This is a genomic window from Glutamicibacter sp. AGC46, from assembly GCF_053543715.1.
The window spans coordinates 616,329-632,417 of the sequence record NZ_JBLVOJ010000011.1; the positions used below are offsets into that span (position 1 = coordinate 616,329).

The 16,089-nt window shown below is 61.4% G+C and carries 15 protein-coding genes and 3 tRNA genes; 2 read left to right on the forward strand and 16 right to left on the reverse strand.

Annotated elements, in window-relative coordinates; translation table 11 throughout:
- Positions 1–69: 69 nt before the first annotated feature.
- The 8 genes from ACNPM8_RS08060 to msrB all read right to left on the reverse strand — a co-directional run bounded on the left by ACNPM8_RS08060 (position 70) and on the right by msrB (position 9,459).
- Positions 70–2,193 (reverse strand): 3-hydroxyacyl-CoA dehydrogenase NAD-binding domain-containing protein, encoded by a 2,124-nt coding sequence (locus ACNPM8_RS08060; protein WP_448939611.1) that lies wholly within the window; start codon positions 2,191–2,193, stop codon positions 70–72.
- Positions 2,194–2,203: 10 nt separating this feature from the next.
- The gene (locus tag ACNPM8_RS08065; protein WP_426734063.1) at positions 2,204–3,454 is read right to left on the reverse strand and encodes a thiolase family protein; all 1,251 of its coding nucleotides are present in this window, start codon (positions 3,452–3,454) and stop codon (positions 2,204–2,206) included.
- A 158-nt stretch (positions 3,455–3,612) separates the two neighbouring features.
- Positions 3,613–4,863, reverse strand: coding sequence for an HRDC domain-containing protein (locus ACNPM8_RS08070; protein WP_105656737.1), 1,251 nt, complete (start codon positions 4,861–4,863; stop codon positions 3,613–3,615).
- Between the two features lie 46 nt (positions 4,864–4,909).
- The gene (locus ACNPM8_RS08075; protein ID WP_105656736.1) at positions 4,910–5,548 is read right to left on the reverse strand and encodes a DUF3000 domain-containing protein; all 639 of its coding nucleotides are present in this window, start codon (positions 5,546–5,548) and stop codon (positions 4,910–4,912) included.
- Positions 5,549–5,609: 61 nt separating this feature from the next.
- Complete coding sequence (locus ACNPM8_RS08080) at positions 5,610–6,671, reverse strand: threonine aldolase family protein (protein WP_105656735.1); 1,062 nt, start codon at positions 6,669–6,671, stop codon at positions 5,610–5,612.
- A gap of 82 nt (positions 6,672–6,753) precedes the next feature.
- On the reverse strand, positions 6,754–7,458 hold the full coding sequence (locus tag ACNPM8_RS08085) for an SDR family oxidoreductase (protein ID WP_448939612.1): 705 nt from the start codon (positions 7,456–7,458) through the stop codon (positions 6,754–6,756).
- A 22-nt stretch (positions 7,459–7,480) separates the two neighbouring features.
- Complete coding sequence (locus ACNPM8_RS08090; RefSeq protein WP_448939613.1) at positions 7,481–8,866, reverse strand: DUF6421 family protein; 1,386 nt, start codon at positions 8,864–8,866, stop codon at positions 7,481–7,483.
- A 149-nt stretch (positions 8,867–9,015) separates the two neighbouring features.
- On the reverse strand, positions 9,016–9,459 hold the full coding sequence (gene msrB / locus ACNPM8_RS08095; protein ID WP_105656732.1) for a peptide-methionine (R)-S-oxide reductase MsrB: 444 nt from the start codon (positions 9,457–9,459) through the stop codon (positions 9,016–9,018).
- Between the two features lie 62 nt (positions 9,460–9,521).
- Between msrB and ACNPM8_RS08100 the strand changes: the two genes are divergently transcribed.
- Positions 9,522–10,745, forward strand: coding sequence for an alpha/beta hydrolase family protein (locus ACNPM8_RS08100; RefSeq protein WP_332594949.1), 1,224 nt, complete (start codon positions 9,522–9,524; stop codon positions 10,743–10,745).
- An 85-nt stretch (positions 10,746–10,830) separates the two neighbouring features.
- Here ACNPM8_RS08100 and ybaK read toward each other — a convergent pair whose 3' ends face one another.
- Genes ybaK through ACNPM8_RS08115 form a run of 3 tightly spaced genes read right to left on the reverse strand, consistent with a single transcriptional unit; the run spans position 10,831 to position 12,743 of the window.
- Positions 10,831–11,334, reverse strand: coding sequence for a Cys-tRNA(Pro) deacylase (gene ybaK / locus ACNPM8_RS08105; protein ID WP_400288198.1), 504 nt, complete (start codon positions 11,332–11,334; stop codon positions 10,831–10,833).
- Positions 11,335–11,391: 57 nt separating this feature from the next.
- Positions 11,392–11,832 (reverse strand): SufE family protein, encoded by a 441-nt coding sequence (locus tag ACNPM8_RS08110; protein WP_105656729.1) that lies wholly within the window; start codon positions 11,830–11,832, stop codon positions 11,392–11,394.
- Positions 11,829–12,743 (reverse strand): sulfurtransferase, encoded by a 915-nt coding sequence (locus ACNPM8_RS08115; protein ID WP_332594951.1) that lies wholly within the window; start codon positions 12,741–12,743, stop codon positions 11,829–11,831. Before ACNPM8_RS08115 ends, ACNPM8_RS08110 begins: the two co-directional genes overlap by 4 nt.
- A gap of 214 nt (positions 12,744–12,957) precedes the next feature.
- On the opposite strand from ACNPM8_RS08115, the gene zapE reads away from it, so the two are divergent.
- Entirely contained in the window at positions 12,958–13,998 is a 1,041-nt protein-coding gene (zapE, locus tag ACNPM8_RS08120; protein WP_448939614.1) for a cell division protein ZapE, read from the forward strand.
- A 24-nt stretch (positions 13,999–14,022) separates the two neighbouring features.
- Here the strand turns inward: zapE and ACNPM8_RS08125 are convergent, their stop codons facing one another.
- The 5 genes from ACNPM8_RS08125 to ACNPM8_RS08145 all read right to left on the reverse strand — a co-directional run bounded on the left by ACNPM8_RS08125 (position 14,023) and on the right by ACNPM8_RS08145 (position 16,089).
- Entirely contained in the window at positions 14,023–15,210 is a 1,188-nt protein-coding gene (locus ACNPM8_RS08125) for a benzoate/H(+) symporter BenE family transporter (protein ID WP_448939615.1), read from the reverse strand.
- 145 nt (positions 15,211–15,355) lie between these two features.
- Positions 15,356–15,565 (reverse strand): antitoxin, encoded by a 210-nt coding sequence (locus ACNPM8_RS08130; RefSeq protein ID WP_133834248.1) that lies wholly within the window; start codon positions 15,563–15,565, stop codon positions 15,356–15,358.
- A gap of 237 nt (positions 15,566–15,802) precedes the next feature.
- A tRNA-Gly gene (locus ACNPM8_RS08135) sits at positions 15,803–15,878 on the reverse strand.
- A gap of 19 nt (positions 15,879–15,897) precedes the next feature.
- A tRNA-Gly gene (locus tag ACNPM8_RS08140) sits at positions 15,898–15,973 on the reverse strand.
- A gap of 44 nt (positions 15,974–16,017) precedes the next feature.
- Positions 16,018–16,089: transfer RNA gene (locus ACNPM8_RS08145), tRNA-Val, on the reverse strand.

A 16,089-nucleotide genomic window follows, 5' to 3' on the forward strand; every position in this document is an offset into this window, starting at 1 on the left:
GGCCCGGGCTTTTCGCATGGTTCCAGCACTCAGGGAGAAGCACCGGAACCAAGAGCGGCCCGGAAGGTACTAGCCGTTGAACTTCTTACCGTTGACACGTTCGGAGGCGCCAACCTGGTCCAAATACGGGGTGATGCCACCGAGGTGCATTGGCCAGCCGGCGCCGGTGATCATGCATAGATCAACGTCGGCGGCTTCGGCAACGACGCCCTCATCCAGCAGCAGCCCGATTTCCTCGGCCAGCGCATCTTGAACACGAACCAGGATCTGTTCCTTGCTCGAGTGCTGATCGCCGAAGGCCATCAGCTTTTCAGCCTCGGGGTTCAGCACCTGGTTGCCTGCCTCATCCTTGACCCAGAGGGCAGTGATCTTGGCATCGATCAGTTTCTGCAGATTCTCCGAGACGGCAAATCGTTCGCCGAAAGCGGCGTTCAGCGACTCGTTGACATGCTGCGCGACCGGCAGACCTACCATCGCCAACAAGGTCAACGGGCTCATTGGCAGGCCCATGGGGGTCAGTGCCGAGTCAGCTGTCTTCGCGTCGGTGCCCTCGTCGAAAGCCGCCTGGACTTCACTCATCAGGCGAAGCAGTACGCGGTTGACCACGAATGCGGCAGAATCCTTGGTTTTCACCGTGGTCTTCTTCAGCTTCTTGCCCAGCACGAATGCAGTGGACAGCGAGGAATCGTTGGTCCACTCCGTAGCAGCAATTTCCAGCAGCGGCATCACGGCTACCGGGTTGAAGAAGTGGAAGCCGACCAGGCGCTCTGGATGCGACAAGTCGCGGCCCATCTCCGTGACAGAGAGCGAGGAAGTGTTGGTGGCCAGGATGCACTCGGGGGAGACCACGGCTTCAACCTCTGCGAAAACCTGCTTCTTCACATTCAGTTCTTCGAACACGGCCTCGATGACGAAGTCGGCATCAGCGAACGCCTTTTTGGTGACCGAGCCGGTGACCAGAGCCTTGGTGCGGTTGACCGCATCCTGGCTCATGCGGCCCTTGCCGTGCAGCTTGTCGATCTCGCCATGGATGTAGGCAAGGCCCTTGTCCACGCGCGATTGATCCAGATCGGTGATAACCACCGGAACGTTCAGGCGGCGGGCGAACAGCAGGGCCAGCTGGCCAGCCATCAGCCCTGCGCCAACGACACCCACTTTGGTGACGGGGCGCGCGAGCTTTGGATCCGGTGCGCCGGCGGGGCGCTTGCCGCGCTTCTGGACCAGGTCCAGGAAGGCGTACACGGTGTTCTGGAACTGCGGGGTGCTCATCAGGCCAGTCAGCGCTTCGACTTCAAGGACTGCTGATTCCTGCTGCGAGATGGCCAGGCCCTTGCGGAAGACCTCAAGCACCTTGTACGGTGCCGGGGCCGCGCCGGACAGCTTCGCATCGACGAACTTTTCGGCAGCGTCGGCCGCATCCAGCCAGCGGCGAGCAACCTCGGGATCGGTTGGATCGACCGCATTGGGGCGCTTGACCTCTGTGGTTCCGGAGATGACACCGTCAGCGAAGGCAATGGAGTGCTCGATGAAGTCAGCTGGTTCGAACAGGGCGTCGGCCACCCCCATCTTGGCAGCTGCCGGGCCGGAGAGGGTGCGGTTGCTGTTCAGCGGGTTCTCGATCATGACCTTCAGCGCGTTCTCGGGGCCGACTAGGCGGGGCAGGCGGTATACGCCGGCCCAACCCGGAATCAGGCCGAGGAAACCTTCTGGCAGGCCCAAAGCGCCCGCGGCGGTGCTGACCGTGCGGTAGTTGCAAGCCAGCGCGATTTCCAAGCCGCCGCCGAGCGCCAGGCCGTTGATGAAAGCGAAGGTCGGAACGCCCAAATCGGCAAGCAGCTCATAGGTGTAGTGGCCCAGCGAAGCCATGGCGGTTGCTTGATCCGGTGCGCTCAGGCGGGTGACGGCCGACAGGTCGGCACCGGCAATCAGGAAGTACGGCTTGCCGGTGATCGCCAGGGCATCGATCTCGCCATTCTTGGCGCGTTCTGCTTGGACTTCCAGCGCGGCGCGCAGCTCCAGCAGGCCATTGGGCCCGAGGGTGGTCGGCTTCTTGTGGTCCAGGCCGTTATCCAGGGTCAGCAGTGCCATTGTCTTGCCGCTTGGCAAGGCCACATCCTTCACGAAGGTGTGGGTGACAGTCTCATCGTGCATCAGCTGCGCGACAGCCTGGAAATCTTTGCTCATTGCAGTCATTGTCTCTTCCTTATGCCTTGCTGCCGAAGTCCGCGTGGTTTGGGTTCTCCCAGATCACTGTGCCGCCCATGCCCAAGCCGATGCACATGGTGGTGATGCCATAGCGCACCGAATGGTCCTCGGAGAACTGGCGGGCCAGCTGGGACATCAGGCGCACGCCGGAAGAGGCCAGCGGGTGCCCCACCGCGATGGCACCGCCGTACCGGTTCACGCGCTCATCGTCCTGGTCGATTCCGTAGTAGTCGAGGAAGGACAGCACTTGCACGGCGAAAGCCTCGTTGATTTCGAACAGGCCGATGTCGTTGATGCCAAGGCCGGCCTTGGCCAGGGCCTTTTCGGTGGCCGGAACCGGCCCGTAGCCCATGACGTCGGGGTCCACGCCGGCGAAGGCGAAGGAGACCATGCGCATCTTCGGATCCAGTCCCAGCGCGCGCACTGCCGCGCCGCTGGCCAGCAGGGCGGCGGTGGCTCCGTCGTTCAAGCCCGCTGCGTTGCCTGCGGTCACGCGTCCGTGGGCGCGGAAGGGGGTGCGCAGTTCGGCCAGCGATTCCATGGTGGTGCCTGGCCGTGGCGGTTCGTCAGCCGAGTTCACGGCCCAGCCTTCGCCCGGCCGCTTGGCTGCCACGGGGATCAGATCGGCCTGGATCTGCTGGTTCTCGTAGGCCTTGGCCAGCTTGGCCTGCGATGCGACAGCATAGCGGTCGGCGCGTTCCTTGGTGATCGCAGGGAAGCGGTCGTGCAGGTTCTCCGCGGTATTGCCCATGTTCAATGCTTGCGGGTCGACGATGCGCTCGGAGAGGAAGCGCGGGTTCGGGTCCGCTCCGGCGCCCATTGGGTGGTTGCCCATGTGCTCCACGCCGCCGGCGACCACTACGTCGTAGGCGCCGAAAGCGATGCCGCCGGCGGTCGCGGTGACGGCGGTCATCGCTCCGGCGCACATGCGGTCGATGGCGAAGCCCGGAACGGACTTGGGGATACCGGAGAGCAGGCCCACGGTGCGGCCCAAGGTCAAGCCCTGGTCGCCGGACTGCGTAGTTGCGGCAATGGAGATCTCGTCGATCTTCTCGGCAGGAACTTCCGGGTTGCGTTCCAGCAGGCCGCGTACGGCTTTGACGGCAAGGTCATCGGCGCGGGTACCGTGGTAGATCCCCTTCTCGCCCGCTTTGCCAAATGGGGTGCGTACCCCGTCGATGAAGACGACATCGCGGTCGTCGAGCGAAGGGCGCGCATTGTTGCGCACGGTCGAAGCGTTGGCACTCACCGTCGGGCTCCTTGGGGTTGGTTCATGCTGCCCGTGAAGACCGGGCAGTGGCCAGCATCACTGTGACCTGAACCATACGTTACTCAGTAGTAACTTGAAGTGCAAGTGCAGCACCTTGCAAATCCGGGAACCCGCGGTGAATCCTTCCTGGAAACCGCCTAGGCCTGCTTCAACGCGATGGCCAGCTTGTCCGCAAGAAGTCCACGCTGCCACTGGCGGGCACCGAGATTTTCCAGCATGTCCGCTACGCTTGCCTCGCTGATGCGAGCCGGCGCATTCCAGCACAATTCACGCAGGTACTTCGGGGTCAAGAGATTCTCGCCCGGAATATTCCAGTGCTCGCTCACCTCATTGACGACCAGCTTGGCCGCGTCCAGCCGGTTCGCCGCGGCCGGGTTCTTTTCGGCCCATGAGCGGGGGTGCGGCAAGTCCGGCTTGGGGGCGCGCAGGTCCGGCAGGTCCCTGGTGCTATTGCCGCGCTTGATCGCGTCGACCCAGCGTGCGGCATCGCGTTTGGCATTGCGCGTGTGGAACCCGGGGATCTGCAAGAGCGCTGGAACGCTGGTGGCGCGCTGATCCACGGCGGCCATGATGGCGCGGTCGGGAATGAGCCGACCCGGGGCAACGTCGCGGCTCTGCGCCAGGGCTTCGCGGGAAAGCCACAGTTCGCGAGCTACCGCCAGATTGCGTCGGCTCTTGAGCTTATGGATGCCGGACAATTTGCGCCACGGCACCTGTGCCGGGGAAGGGTCAGGCAGATTGCGTTCGTACTCGAATTCCTGGAAGGCGAAATCCAGCTTGCCCTGCTCTTCCAGCACCGCGGTGATGGCCTGGCGCAGCTCTTCGAGAACTTCCACATCCAGTGCGGCGTAGTTCAGCCATGATTCAGGCAACGGGCGGGTGGACCAGTCCACTGCCGAATGTTCTTTGGCCAACTGCAGCTCGAGCAATTCGCCCACCATGGTACCCAGCGAGACGCGGGGGAATCCCGCAAGACGGCCAGCCATCTCGGTATCGAACAGCGAGGTAGGGGACATGCCCAATTCGTGCAGGCACGGCAAATCCTGGGTGGCCGCATGCAGGATCCAGGGCTGCTCGTTGACGAACTCGCGCAGCGGGGACAGATCGTCCAGGGTTTCAGGGTCGATCAGCCAAGTACCCGCACCTTCTCGGCGAATCTGCAGCAAGAAGGCGCGCTGGCCGTAGCGGAACCCGCTGGCTCTTTCGGTATCCACGGCCAGATCGCCGATGCCGGCTTCCAGCGCCCGCACTGCACGGCGCAAGGCAGGTGCGGTGTCGATGACTTCGGGGATCCCGTCGCGTGGCGCACTTAGTGGCGTCAGAACGGGTGCGGCGGCCTCGTTGGCAGTGGTGGATGATGCGGGAGCGGAAGAGTCAGAATTCGGCATGGTGCTTCCATTCTAGGACTATTCGGCTCCATCGCATTGATAATCGCTAGCTCAGGCGGCGATGAGGCAGCTGCTGCACGCCTTCGGGCAGGGGAGGCAGGCCGGCGAAAGTGCAAACCATATCGGCCCACGCGCTCAGATGCGTTCCCAGATGGTCAGAGTCCGGGGACCAGGAAGCACGCAGCTCGATATCGATATGGTCTTGTTCCCCGGCGAGATTGCCGAAGGATTCGGAAATTACCCGAGTCGCAGTACCGCCAGCGGAATGGTATGCGGCGTCGCGATCGCGCAGGGCTTCTTCGAGCCATGACCACGCGACGGAAGCCAGCATGGAATCCTGGCCCATTTCATGATCCAGACGGGCCCGAATGTAGGTGACGATGCGGAACTGGCCATTCCACAGTTCTTGGCCTGCGGGGTCGAAGAGGAGGATGAAGCGTCCGGTGGCCAGCTGCTCGGCTGGTTGGAGGAACGGGGTGCGGCCAATCTCCTGGCCCTGGGGGCCGTGTCCGGGAGCAACCACATCCATCACGTCGCCGCTGAGTGCCAGCGCGAACGGCGCCAGCCTGCCAGGGGCCGGAATTTCGGTGAATTTCAGTTCCTTGCGCACCTTGGCATGCGACAACTCTTCAAGGGCCGTGGCAAAGGCCTTCGGAATGGCGGAAGCAGGGCGATCATTGGTCACAATTTGAGTCTAAGCGCGCCGTACCCGAGCATGGGTACGGCGCGCCGACCGCGGGTTCATGCTAAGCGGCGGCGTAGGCGCCGAGCAGCTCGTGCAGCTTGGCAATGAACGCTGCAACATCTTCCTCGGTGGTGTCGAACGAGCACATCCAGCGCACTTGGCCGGCCGCGCGATCCCAGTCGTAGAAGCGGAAGTGCTCGCGCAGCTGGTCGCTGACCTCGGTAGGCAGCTGGGCGAAGACGCCGTTGGCCTGAGTCGGGTAGACCAGCTGGACTCCGTCAATTTCCTCAACTGCCTGCGAGAGCTTGGCGGCCATGGCGTTGGAGTGGCTTGCCAATTCGCGCCACAGATCGGTGCCGTAGAGCTCGATCAGCTGTGCGGAGATGAAGCGCATTTTCGAACCCAGCTGCATGTTCATCTTGCGCAGGTACTTCAGGTCCTGGGCCAGTTCGCTGCGCAGGGTCAAAATGCCCTCACCGAGCAGGATGCCGTTCTTGGTACCGCCGAGGGAAACAATGTCCACGCCGACGTCAGTGGTCAGCGCGCGCAACGGCACGCCCAGGGAGGCCGCGGCGTTGGACAGGCGCGAGCCATCCAGATGCACTTTCATGCCCAGCTTGTGCGCGTGGTCGGTGATGGCCTTGATTTCCCCAGGGGTGTACAGGGTGCCCAGCTCGGTGGCCTGGGTGATCGACACGGCCAGCGGCTGCGCGCGGTGCTCGTCGCCCCAGCCCCATGCTTCCTGGTCGATCAGCTCTGGAGTCAATTTGCCGTCGGGAGTGTCAACCTGCAGCAGCTTGAAGCCGCCGATGCGCTCCGGCGCACCGTTCTCATCCACGTTGATATGTGCAGAAGATGCGCAGATGACAGCGCCCCAGCGTGGAAGCAAGGACTGCAAGGCGATGACATTGGCGCCGGTGCCGTTGAAAACCGGGAAGATCTGGGCTTCCGGGCCAAAGGCATTGCGGGCGACGTTGCCTAGTTCCTCGGTGTACTGGTCCTCACCGTAGGAGATCTGGTGGCCGCCGTTGGCGCGGGCAATCGCATCCATGATGCGCGGGTGCACGCCAGAATAGTTATCCGAAGCGAATCCGCGAATCGAAGCGTCGTGGGTAAAAGTCATGCTGTGGAGGTCCTTAGTAGTTCAAGGGGTGAAGTCGAAAGCTATGCCAGTGCAGCGCCCAGAGGTGTGCAGCGGCCAGTAATCAGGCCTTGGGCAATGCAACCCGGGTGCCATTGAGCTCGCGGGCATCCTGGCCAAGCAAAGCCACTGCGGCCTGGGCAAGAAACTGCACCGGGGTCTGCCCGGAAGGCGTTTCTTCGGGAGACTTGTCGCTCAATGCCTTGACGACCCAACTCACCGCGGCGGCATTTTCTGCCTGCTTGGCGAACAGGCGGGCGATGGCATTGACCCAGTGTTCCGCTGCGGCCTTGACCGCACCGTAGTTGGCATTGGACGGGGTCGGATTCAGCACTGCCTCCGCACTGACTATCGCCAAGCGGCCTGCGGGGGAGGCGACCAGATCATCGACGAAGGCGCGGGAGGTGTTGCGCAGGGTGGTCAGCACGCTGCTGTGCAAGAAATCCCAGTCCTCGTCGGTTTGGCCGGTGATCGACTTACCGCCACGCCAGCCACCTACCAGGTGGATCAGCGCATCGATGCTGCCGTGCTCTTCATGAATCCGCAGCGCCAATTGCTTGACCGCTGCGAAGTCGCTCAGATCGCATTTATAGCGGGCATGAACGAACGGGAGGCGTTCGTCGAGGCGCTCTTGGTTGCTTCCCACTGCAAGCACACGCGCTCCGGCATCAACCAGCGCGGTGGCGCTGGCAATGCCGGAGGCGGAAGTAGCACCGGCAAGGAGCACTAGTCTGGATGTCTCGTTCAAGGAGATTCTTTCTTTGCTCACATTTTCTAGCCTAGAGGAAAGGCTAGATTTTCGTTGCCCCGGTCATGCCCTTGGTCGATTCGATGACGGTGGCCATTTTCTTATTCAGAGCTTCGTAGAACATCGACAGCGGGAATTCATCGTCCATGACCTGGTCGGTGATTTCACGTAGCGGCGCGGTCAGCGGCAGGGCATCCGGACCCTTGGCCCAGACCGACGCGGGGTTCGGGGTGACGGTGGCCGAAACCAGTTCGTAGGCGGCAAGCCAGTGAGCCAGCTTCGGACGGTCGATGGACTTCCAATACAGCTCGTCGATCGCATCCCCCAAGGCTGCAACCACCTCGGGTACCTGATCCCAATCGATGCTCAGCTTGGTGTCGGTCCAGTGCAGTACATGGTGCTGGTGCATCCATGCGAACAGCAACTGGCCACCGAGACCGTCGTAGTTGCGTACGCGCGAGCCGGTGATGGCGAAGCGGAAGATGCGGTCGAAGATCACCGCGTATTGCACCAGCTTGGCCATCTTGGCGCTCTTCTGATCCGAAGCCGGGTTGGCGGCGATCTTCATGCATTCGCGGAACGCGGTCAAATCGCAACGCAGTTCTTCGAGCGAGTAAAGGAAGAACGGCATGCGCTGCTTGATCATGAACGGGTCGAATGGCAGATCGCCACGCATGTGGGTGCGGTCGTGAATCAGGTCCCACATGATGAAGGTTTCTTCGGTCAGGTGCTGGTCCTTGAGCAGCTCTGCGGCGTCATCGGGCAGTTCGAGGTTGGTGATGCGTGTAGCTTCCTGCAGGACCTTGCGGAAGCGTACAGCCTCACGATCCTGGAAGATCGCGCCCCAAGTGAATGACGGAGTCTGCCGAATGGCGACCGACTCCGGGAAGAGCACCGCGGAATTGGTGTTGTAGCCTTCGGTGAAGTCGATGAAGCGCAGCGGCACGAACAGGGCGTTGGCGTAGTCCTTGCTCTCCAGGTCGGCAATGAACTCAGGCCACATGACCTGCACCAGCACGGCTTCGAGGTGGCGGTTGGTTGAACCGTTCTGGGTGTACATCGGGAAAAGCACCAGATGCAGCAGGCCGTCAATGCGCTGGGCCTGGGGCTGGAACTGCATCAGCGAATCGAGGAAGTCGGGAACGCCGAAGCCTGCATCTGCCCACTGGCGCAGGTCCGTGACCAGCTGCTCAAGATACTCTGCGTCGTGCTCGAAGTGCACGCGTAAGGACTGCACCGACTCGATGATGGAATCAACGAGCTTGGCAGCCTGTGGTGCAGATGCGCTGTCGGCCAAGGAACCGTCCTGTGCCTGGAGGACCTGGAACTCGGTGGCGGCAGACTTCAGCGTCAGCCAAGCTTCCGAGTTTGCGATCTGCAGTACTTCTGCGTCGGTGGCCGGTACTGGCTTGGAGGAAATCTGAGTCATTTCATACACCTTCTTTTCATGTTTGGGGCAGCGCTCAAGTGCTTACCTTGAACGCTACGCTCAAACAACAGAAAAGGTGATGCTAAGTCGTCAGTGAATAAGCAACTCTTGCTCTAAATGTGATCCAGGCCTTGCCACCGACAAAGGCATTAGCCCTGAGCAGGACGCAGAGTCAAGCTCAAAGAGTTCATGCAGTAACGCAGATCGGTTGGGGTTTGGAAACCTTCACCCTCGAAAACGTGGCCCATATGCGAATCGCAATTGGCGCAACGCACCTCAACACGCTTCATGCCCATGGACTCGTCGCTGATATAGCGCACCCGATCTTCGGCCAACGGCGCGAAGAAGGAAGGCCAGCCGCAACCGGCATCGAACTTCGTAGTGCTGGCGAACAGTTCCGAACCGCAGGCTCGGCAGGAGTACACGCCCTCGGTAGTGGTATCCCAGTATTCTCCGGTAAATGGACGCTCGGTCCCTGCTTGGCGCAATACGCGGAATTCCTCGGAAGAGAGGATCTGCTGCCACTGCACATCGCTGCGCGCGGTTGCTTCGTCTGCTGGCTGTGCTGATTGGTTTACCGATTCATCATTCATGCAATGTAAAACGCTTGAGCAGGCTAGATGATTCCCGGGCCAGGTCATGGAAAGATGAAAACATGGCTCGGAACATCGTAGATACCATGCAACCCCGCAGCGCAGTGCCTGCAACCCTGATTGGGGTTGGGCTGGGACTGGGCGCTGGTTCCCTGGTGGCCGCCAGCGTATCAGCGCTCGCCGGTTACTTCGCCCGACGTGTAGTGACCCCGGAAGAACGCCGCACCGGCAACAGCATCATCCGGGAGGTCGTCACCGATGCCGAGGGCAAACTCTGGTTGCATTTCAACAAGGACGCCGATACCAGCGAACCTGGTCCGTGCAGCTTCCTCACCGAATTCGACTCCTGCGCGCTGCGGCTTTCCGCGCCGGAAGCCGTTCCGGGCAAATCCCGCCTGGTTGCGCGCAAAATCGAGAAGATCTATCACGGCACCCTCCAGGGAGTACGCCGCGGCAACCTATCCGGGGCAATTTACGAGCACCCCGCGGACCTGGGCTTTGACGCAGAAGACGTAGTCGTGCCCCTGGATGGCGGCGACGGTCCAGCCTGGCTGGTGCGTGGCTCCACGAACGAAGATGTCTGGGTGATTGGCGTGCACGGCCGAGGCGCCCGACGTAATGAGACCATTCGGGCGCTGCCTGCCTTGAGCGAACTCGGGGTTACGACCTTGCTGATGAGCTACCGCAATGACGGTTTGGCTCCGAGCGCCCCGGATGGCCGCTACGGTCTGGGCGATACCGAATGGCATGACGTGGAATCGGGTATCCAATTCGCACTGGACCGCGGAGCGAAGCAGATCATCTTGCTGGGCTGGTCCATGGGAGGTGCCATCAGCCTGCAGGCCGCCGATCGGAGCAAGCTGGCCCACCATATTGACTCGCTCATGCTGGTCGGCCCGGTAATCAATTGGGTAGATGTGCTTTCGCACCAGGCCCGGGCCAATAAGATCCCGCAATCGGTGGGCCTGTTTGGCCAGTGGCTGCTGTCCAATAAGGCAGGGCGCTGGGTCACCGGCCAAGCGGCCCCGGTCAATCTGCGCCGGTTGAATTGGGTGGACCGCGCGGACGAATTGAAATTCCCGACGCTGATAATGCACAGCCGTGATGACGAGTTCGTCCCTAATGGCCCGAGCTTGAAACTGGCGGCGCTGCGCCCGGATTTGGTCACGCTCAAGACCTTTGCCAAGGCAGGGCACACGCGTGAGCCGAATGTGGATCCACAGGGTTTTGCCCGGGCGATCACCGACTTCTTGAGCAAGCGCATGTCGCTGCTTCAAGTCCAGTAGTCCAAGGCGGCAAAGGGCCCTGCCCGCGAGAACGATCAACAGATCTCGATCCCGCAGGCAGGGCCCTTTTTTGGCCAATCGCTGTCTAGCCGGAGGCGATCGGCGCCCAAATGGCTCCGGTCGCCTTCGCGGCATCTCGCGGAGCGATCTCCAGGCTGAAACCGCGGCGCCCGCCAGAAATGAATACCGTCTCGAACTGCTGCGCACTGGAGTCAATGACGGTAGCGGTTTTCTGGCGCTGCCCGAACGGGGAAATCCCGCCCAGGACATAGCCGCTGCGTCGCTGGGCGGCAGCCTTGTCAGCCATCTGCGCCTTCTTCTTGCCCAACGCGGTGCCAATCGCCTTCAGATCCAGCTTCGCATTCACTGGCACCACTGCGACGGCCAGATCCTGGGTGGCGTTGGCTCCGGTGGAGACCATCAGGGTCTTGAAGACCCGGTCGCCACTGGCACCCAATTGCTCGGCTGCTTCGGCGCCGTAGCTTTCGGCCAAGTCGCTATGCGCATAGCTGTGCGCTACATAGCTGATACCTGCCGCATCCAGTGCGGCGGTCGCCGGGGTGGAGGCGGCCTGTTTCTTCTTGCCCACGTGCTTGGGGATCCTTAACTACTGCTTATTGGCTTCTAGCTGCGTTCGAGGCAAAACCTACGCAGGCAGCTGCTCTGAGATCTGGCGCTTAATGCGGCCGAGCATGGCGGTCATGCCGCGCATGCGCAACGGCGACAGCGCACGGGTCAGACCCAGCTGCTGGGGCATGTCATCGGGAACGGCGAGAATCGCTGCGGCCTCCGCGCCGTCCAGGCCGGCAGCCAGCACCGAGGCGAAGCCGCGGGTGGTTGGAGCCTCCGGGGGAGCGGAGAAGAACAGTCCCACCGGGTTATTCGCTTCGGCCGAGACCTCGACGGCCAAGAACAGCGGCGACTGGCATTCGACAACCTGCTCGAATAGTTCAGGATGATCAGCCAGGCGTGCTGGAAGCTCGGGCAGCTCGCGCGAGTACTCCAGCAGCAGTTCAAGGCGGTCGGCCTCGGGCACCTCGGTGAACTCCTCGACGATTTCGTTCAGTGCATCGGGGAGCTGGCTCATGCGCGGGCTCCGCGCTGTGCAGGCATCTCGCCGGCGGCTTCGCCGCGAACGATGGGCACGCCGACCGCGTTGCCCCATTCGGTCCATGAACCGTCGTAGTTGCGCACGGTTTCGAAGCCCAGCAGGTGCTTGAGCACGAACCAGGTGTGGCTCGAACGTTCACCGATGCGGCAGTAGGCCACCACATCGTCGCCCGGCTTCAGGCCGGCGCCGTCGAGGTAGATGGCTTCCAATTCTCCGCGCGAGCGGAAGGTGCCGTCCTCGGCCGCAGCCTTGGCCCATGGCACCGATGCGGCGGTTGGGATGTGCCCGCCGCGCAGAGCGCCTTCTTCCGGATAATTCGGCATGTGGGTACGTTCGCCGGTGTATTCCTCGGCCGAACGCACGTCGATCAGCGGGTTGCCCAGGTGCTTCAGGACCTCCGGAAGGAAAGCGCGGATCTCGGAGTCGACGCGCTCGATCACAGGGTATTCGGTGGCGGTCACGGCCGGCTTCTCGGTGCTCAGCTCGCGGCCTTCAGCGATCCACTTGTCGCGGCCGCCGTCCATCAGGCGTACATCTTCGTGGCCGAAAAGTGTGAAGACCCACAGCGCGTAGGCGGCCCACCAGTTGGACTTGTCGCCGTAGATGACCACGGTCGACTCGCGGGTGATGCCCTTGGCGGCCATCAGCTGTGCGAAGCCTTCGCCGTCAACGTAGTCGCGCGTGACTTCGTCGTTCAGCTCCGTGTGCCAGTCAATCTTCAGTGCGCCTGGCACGTGGCCAGTGGAATACAGCAAGATGTCCTCATCCGATTCCAGTACTACGAGATTCTCGGCTCCGAGGTTGTCTGCCACCCACTGGGTGGAAACCAGTCGTTCTGGGTGAGCGTAGGCTGCATATTTCTCGTTGGACTCGACGGGCAACGACATTCCTAATCACGATCCTTGCGGGTGTCAGTTTTTGCCACGCTGGAAACAGCGGGCACGGGCATTACTTCTAGCCTAGTCCTCATCCATTGCGAACCCAGTGTGCTCTACGACATTTTCGGCAATGATTCGCCGCGTTCAAGGTAAACTGGCCGATGGGAAAGCCACGGCTTCCCGACCATTTCCTGAGCAATCAACTGAAGGACTCCCACAGCCAATGGCGACGATCACCCACCTGAGCGAGACCAAGCCGAATCTTTCAATCGAAGAACTGCTGGCCGGATTCCACCCGTCCTACCGCTTTGGTGAAGTGTCCTTCAATACCTATCGCCCGGATCCTAACCAGCCTTCGCAGACCGAAGCCGTCAATAAGCTCAAGGCTTTCGCAGAAACCGTGGGCAAGAACAACTCCGGTTCGTTCTTCTCCAAGCTTTTCGGCAAGAAGAAGGAAACCAAGAACGGCATCTACCTCGATGGCGGCTTCGGCGTAGGCAAGACCCACCTGCTCGCCTCCCTGTGGCATGCAGCCCCGGGCCGCAAGGCCTTCGGCACCTTCGTTGAGTACACCAACCTGGTTGGCGCGCTGTCTTTCCGCCAGACCGTTGAAGTGCTCAGCCAATACTCGCTGGTCTGCATCGACGAGTTCGAACTGGATGATCCGGGGGACACCGTGCTGATGTCCCGGTTGATGCGCGAGCTGTCCGATGCTGGCGTGAAGCTGGCGGCAACCTCCAACACCCTGCCTGGTGCGCTGGGCGAGGGGCGCTTCGCGGCAGTGGATTTCCAGCGTGAAATCAAGACCCTGTCAGAGCAGTTCGACGTGCACCGCGTCGAAGGCGAAGACTTCCGCCACCGTGGCCTGCCCGATGCCCCCGAGCCCTTGGACGATTCGAGCATCAAGGCATTCGCCCTGGATCGCTACCCGGACAAGACCTTGGCCGATGACAACTTCGAGGATCTGGTGGCTCACCTTTCGAAGGTTCACCCGTCGCGTTACCGCCAGTTGCTTTCCGAGACTGATGTGCTGGTTCTGCACAACGTGGATACCATCACCGATCAGGCCATCGCCCTGCGTTTCGTGGTTCTTGCGGACCGCCTGTACGACAAGGACGTGCCAATCGTTGCCTCAGGCAAGCCATTCAGCGAACTGTTCACCCCGGAAATGATGTCCGGCGGCTACCAGAAAAAGTACTTCCGTGCCGTCTCGCGCCTGACCGCTTTGGCTCGTGAAGGCCAAGTTGGAGAACCAGCGCTCTAAGCCGGAAACACCGGTCCCGCCGCTTCATCGTCGAGCCCTGCGCTCGACGATGAAGTGCGTTAAGAGCCCTGCCACCAAGGCCCAGAAGGCACCACCGATCCCGAAGAGCGTGAGATTGCCGGCAGCGACCAGGACCGTGGCCAATGCGCTCAACCGCCAGGAGGAATCGGCCATCGCTCCGAGCAGCGCATTGGCGAGTGTTGCCAGCAAGGCCAAGCCCGCCGCCGCCTGGAACAGCCCCTCGGGCGAGGCGCTGGCCACCGATACGATCAGCGCGCTCAAGGCACCGAAGACCAAGTAGAAGACGCCTGAACTCGCCGCCGCCCGCCAGCGCAGCCGGGGGTCCGGGCCGGCCTGCTCTCCGGCAGCCAGCGCCGCGGTGATTGCCGCCAGATTGATGGCATGCCCGCCGAAGAACGCGCCGCTAGCCGACCCCATTCCGGTCGCCAGCATGGTGGGGCGCCACGGCGCTGTGTACCCGAAGGAGCTGAGCACGGCCACGCCCGGAATATTCTGCGATGCCATCGTCACCACGAACAACGGAACGCTGATGCTGGCAATGGCCTGCCAGGAGAATTCAGGACCGACCCATTGCAGCTGCGGAAGAACTTCGAGTGAATCCCACGTCGCGGTGCGTCCAATATGCCATAGGCCGAACCCCACCGCCGCCAGCATGCTCAGCGCTACGGCGAATTTCGGAAGGATCCTGAGCCCGATGAAGAACACCAGGAGAATTCCCAACGCGGGCAACGGGATGCTGGCCACGGCTGTAAATGGTTTCAGGCACAGCGGGATCAAGACACCGGCGAGCATGCCTTGGGCAATTGGGACCGGAATACGAGTGAGCAGCCGGTGCAAGGACGGTACCAGACCGGTCAACACGATCAGTGCGCCGCTGACGATGAATGCCCCCACTGCCTGATTGAACCCGAACACTCCGGGAGCCAGTGAGGCGAGCATCGCTGCACCGGGAGTGGACCATGCAATGCTGATCGGCTGGCGGTATCGCAGCGAAAGCGCAATGGTGCTCAGGCCTACGCAGAGGGACAGGACGAATAAGCCTGAGGCGGCCTGTTCGCTAGAAGCTCCGACCTGGAATAATCCGGCCAGTACGACAGCGAAGGATGCTACGAATCCCACCATGGTGGTGATCAATCCCGCAAGCACGGAATGGAAAAGGCCAGCTCCATCCGGGGGCGTGTGACGAGTCATACTCTTTTTCTACAGGGTGGCGCCGGTTTGCCGAAAATCGGCATGAATTAATTCCCCTGATATGACGTTAAAGCAGGGAAGGCACCGACCTCGGTCGGTACCTTCCCAGGATGCTCGGGCAAGCCGAGGGGAGTGCGTCGAGGAATTAGGCCTCGTTATTCTCGCCTTCGCCTCCGCCAAGGCCATTGAGGTAGTCGCCAGCGCCCTGCTGGACACCGTCTACCTGCTCGGCGAACTTGCCGCCGGTCTTGTCATCGACAAAATCACCAGCCTGTTCGATACCCTGGGATACCTGCTCCGGGTTCTCCTTGGCGAATTCCTCTGCCTTGCCACGCAGATCATCAAATCCTGCCATGCTGCACCTCCATTCGTCTGTGGGAACCCCTGTAGCTCCACAACTACTACCCACCCTAAAGGCTCAGGCCAACGCATGGAAGTGTATTAGAGACATTTCGCCAGTTGCCTAGGTGTTTTGCTGGTGGCTGTCAGATTGCACACGGGTTAGCTATTTACTAGTCAGGGAAGTGGTAGCCGCCTGGAATGATGGTTAAAGCAAAGATGGGAATCACGAAAAGTGATTCCCATCTTTATTTGGAGCGGTCAACGAGGTTCGAACTCGCGACCTCAACCTTGGCAAGGTTGCGCTCTACCAGCTGAGCTATGACCGCAAAACTATATTCAATTATTTGGAGCGGTCAACGAGGTTCGAACTCGCGACCTCAACCTTGGCAAGGTTGCGCTCTACCAGCTGAGCTATGACCGCATATATTAATTAGTAGATCCATGGTCTGGTGAACCATGATTCCGTGCGCGATACTGGGATCGAACCAGTGACCTCTTCCGTGTCAGGGAAGCGCGCTACCGCTGCGCCAATCGCGC

Excerpts from the sequence above, each read along its gene's own strand:
- ACNPM8_RS08060 (WP_448939611.1), bottom strand. The coding sequence starts at position 2,193 with ATGACTGCAATGAGCAAAGATTTCCAGGCTGTCGCGCAGCTGATGCAC.
- ACNPM8_RS08070 (WP_105656737.1), bottom strand. The coding sequence starts at position 4,863 with ATGCCGAATTCTGACTCTTCCGCTCCCGCATCATCCACCACTGCCAAC.
- ACNPM8_RS08080 (WP_105656735.1), bottom strand. The coding sequence starts at position 6,671 with ATGACTTTTACCCACGACGCTTCGATTCGCGGATTCGCTTCGGATAAC.
- ACNPM8_RS08090 (WP_448939613.1), bottom strand. The coding sequence starts at position 8,866 with ATGACTCAGATTTCCTCCAAGCCAGTACCGGCCACCGACGCAGAAGTA.
- msrB (WP_105656732.1), bottom strand. The coding sequence starts at position 9,459 with ATGAATGATGAATCGGTAAACCAATCAGCACAGCCAGCAGACGAAGCA.
- ACNPM8_RS08100 (WP_332594949.1), top strand. The coding sequence starts at position 9,522 with ATGGCTCGGAACATCGTAGATACCATGCAACCCCGCAGCGCAGTGCCT.
- ACNPM8_RS08110 (WP_105656729.1), bottom strand. The coding sequence starts at position 11,832 with ATGAGCCAGCTCCCCGATGCACTGAACGAAATCGTCGAGGAGTTCACC.
- ACNPM8_RS08115 (WP_332594951.1), bottom strand. The coding sequence starts at position 12,743 with ATGTCGTTGCCCGTCGAGTCCAACGAGAAATATGCAGCCTACGCTCAC.
- zapE (WP_448939614.1), top strand. The coding sequence starts at position 12,958 with ATGGCGACGATCACCCACCTGAGCGAGACCAAGCCGAATCTTTCAATC.
- ACNPM8_RS08125 (WP_448939615.1), bottom strand. The coding sequence starts at position 15,210 with ATGACTCGTCACACGCCCCCGGATGGAGCTGGCCTTTTCCATTCCGTG.
- ACNPM8_RS08130 (WP_133834248.1), bottom strand. The coding sequence starts at position 15,565 with ATGGCAGGATTTGATGATCTGCGTGGCAAGGCAGAGGAATTCGCCAAG.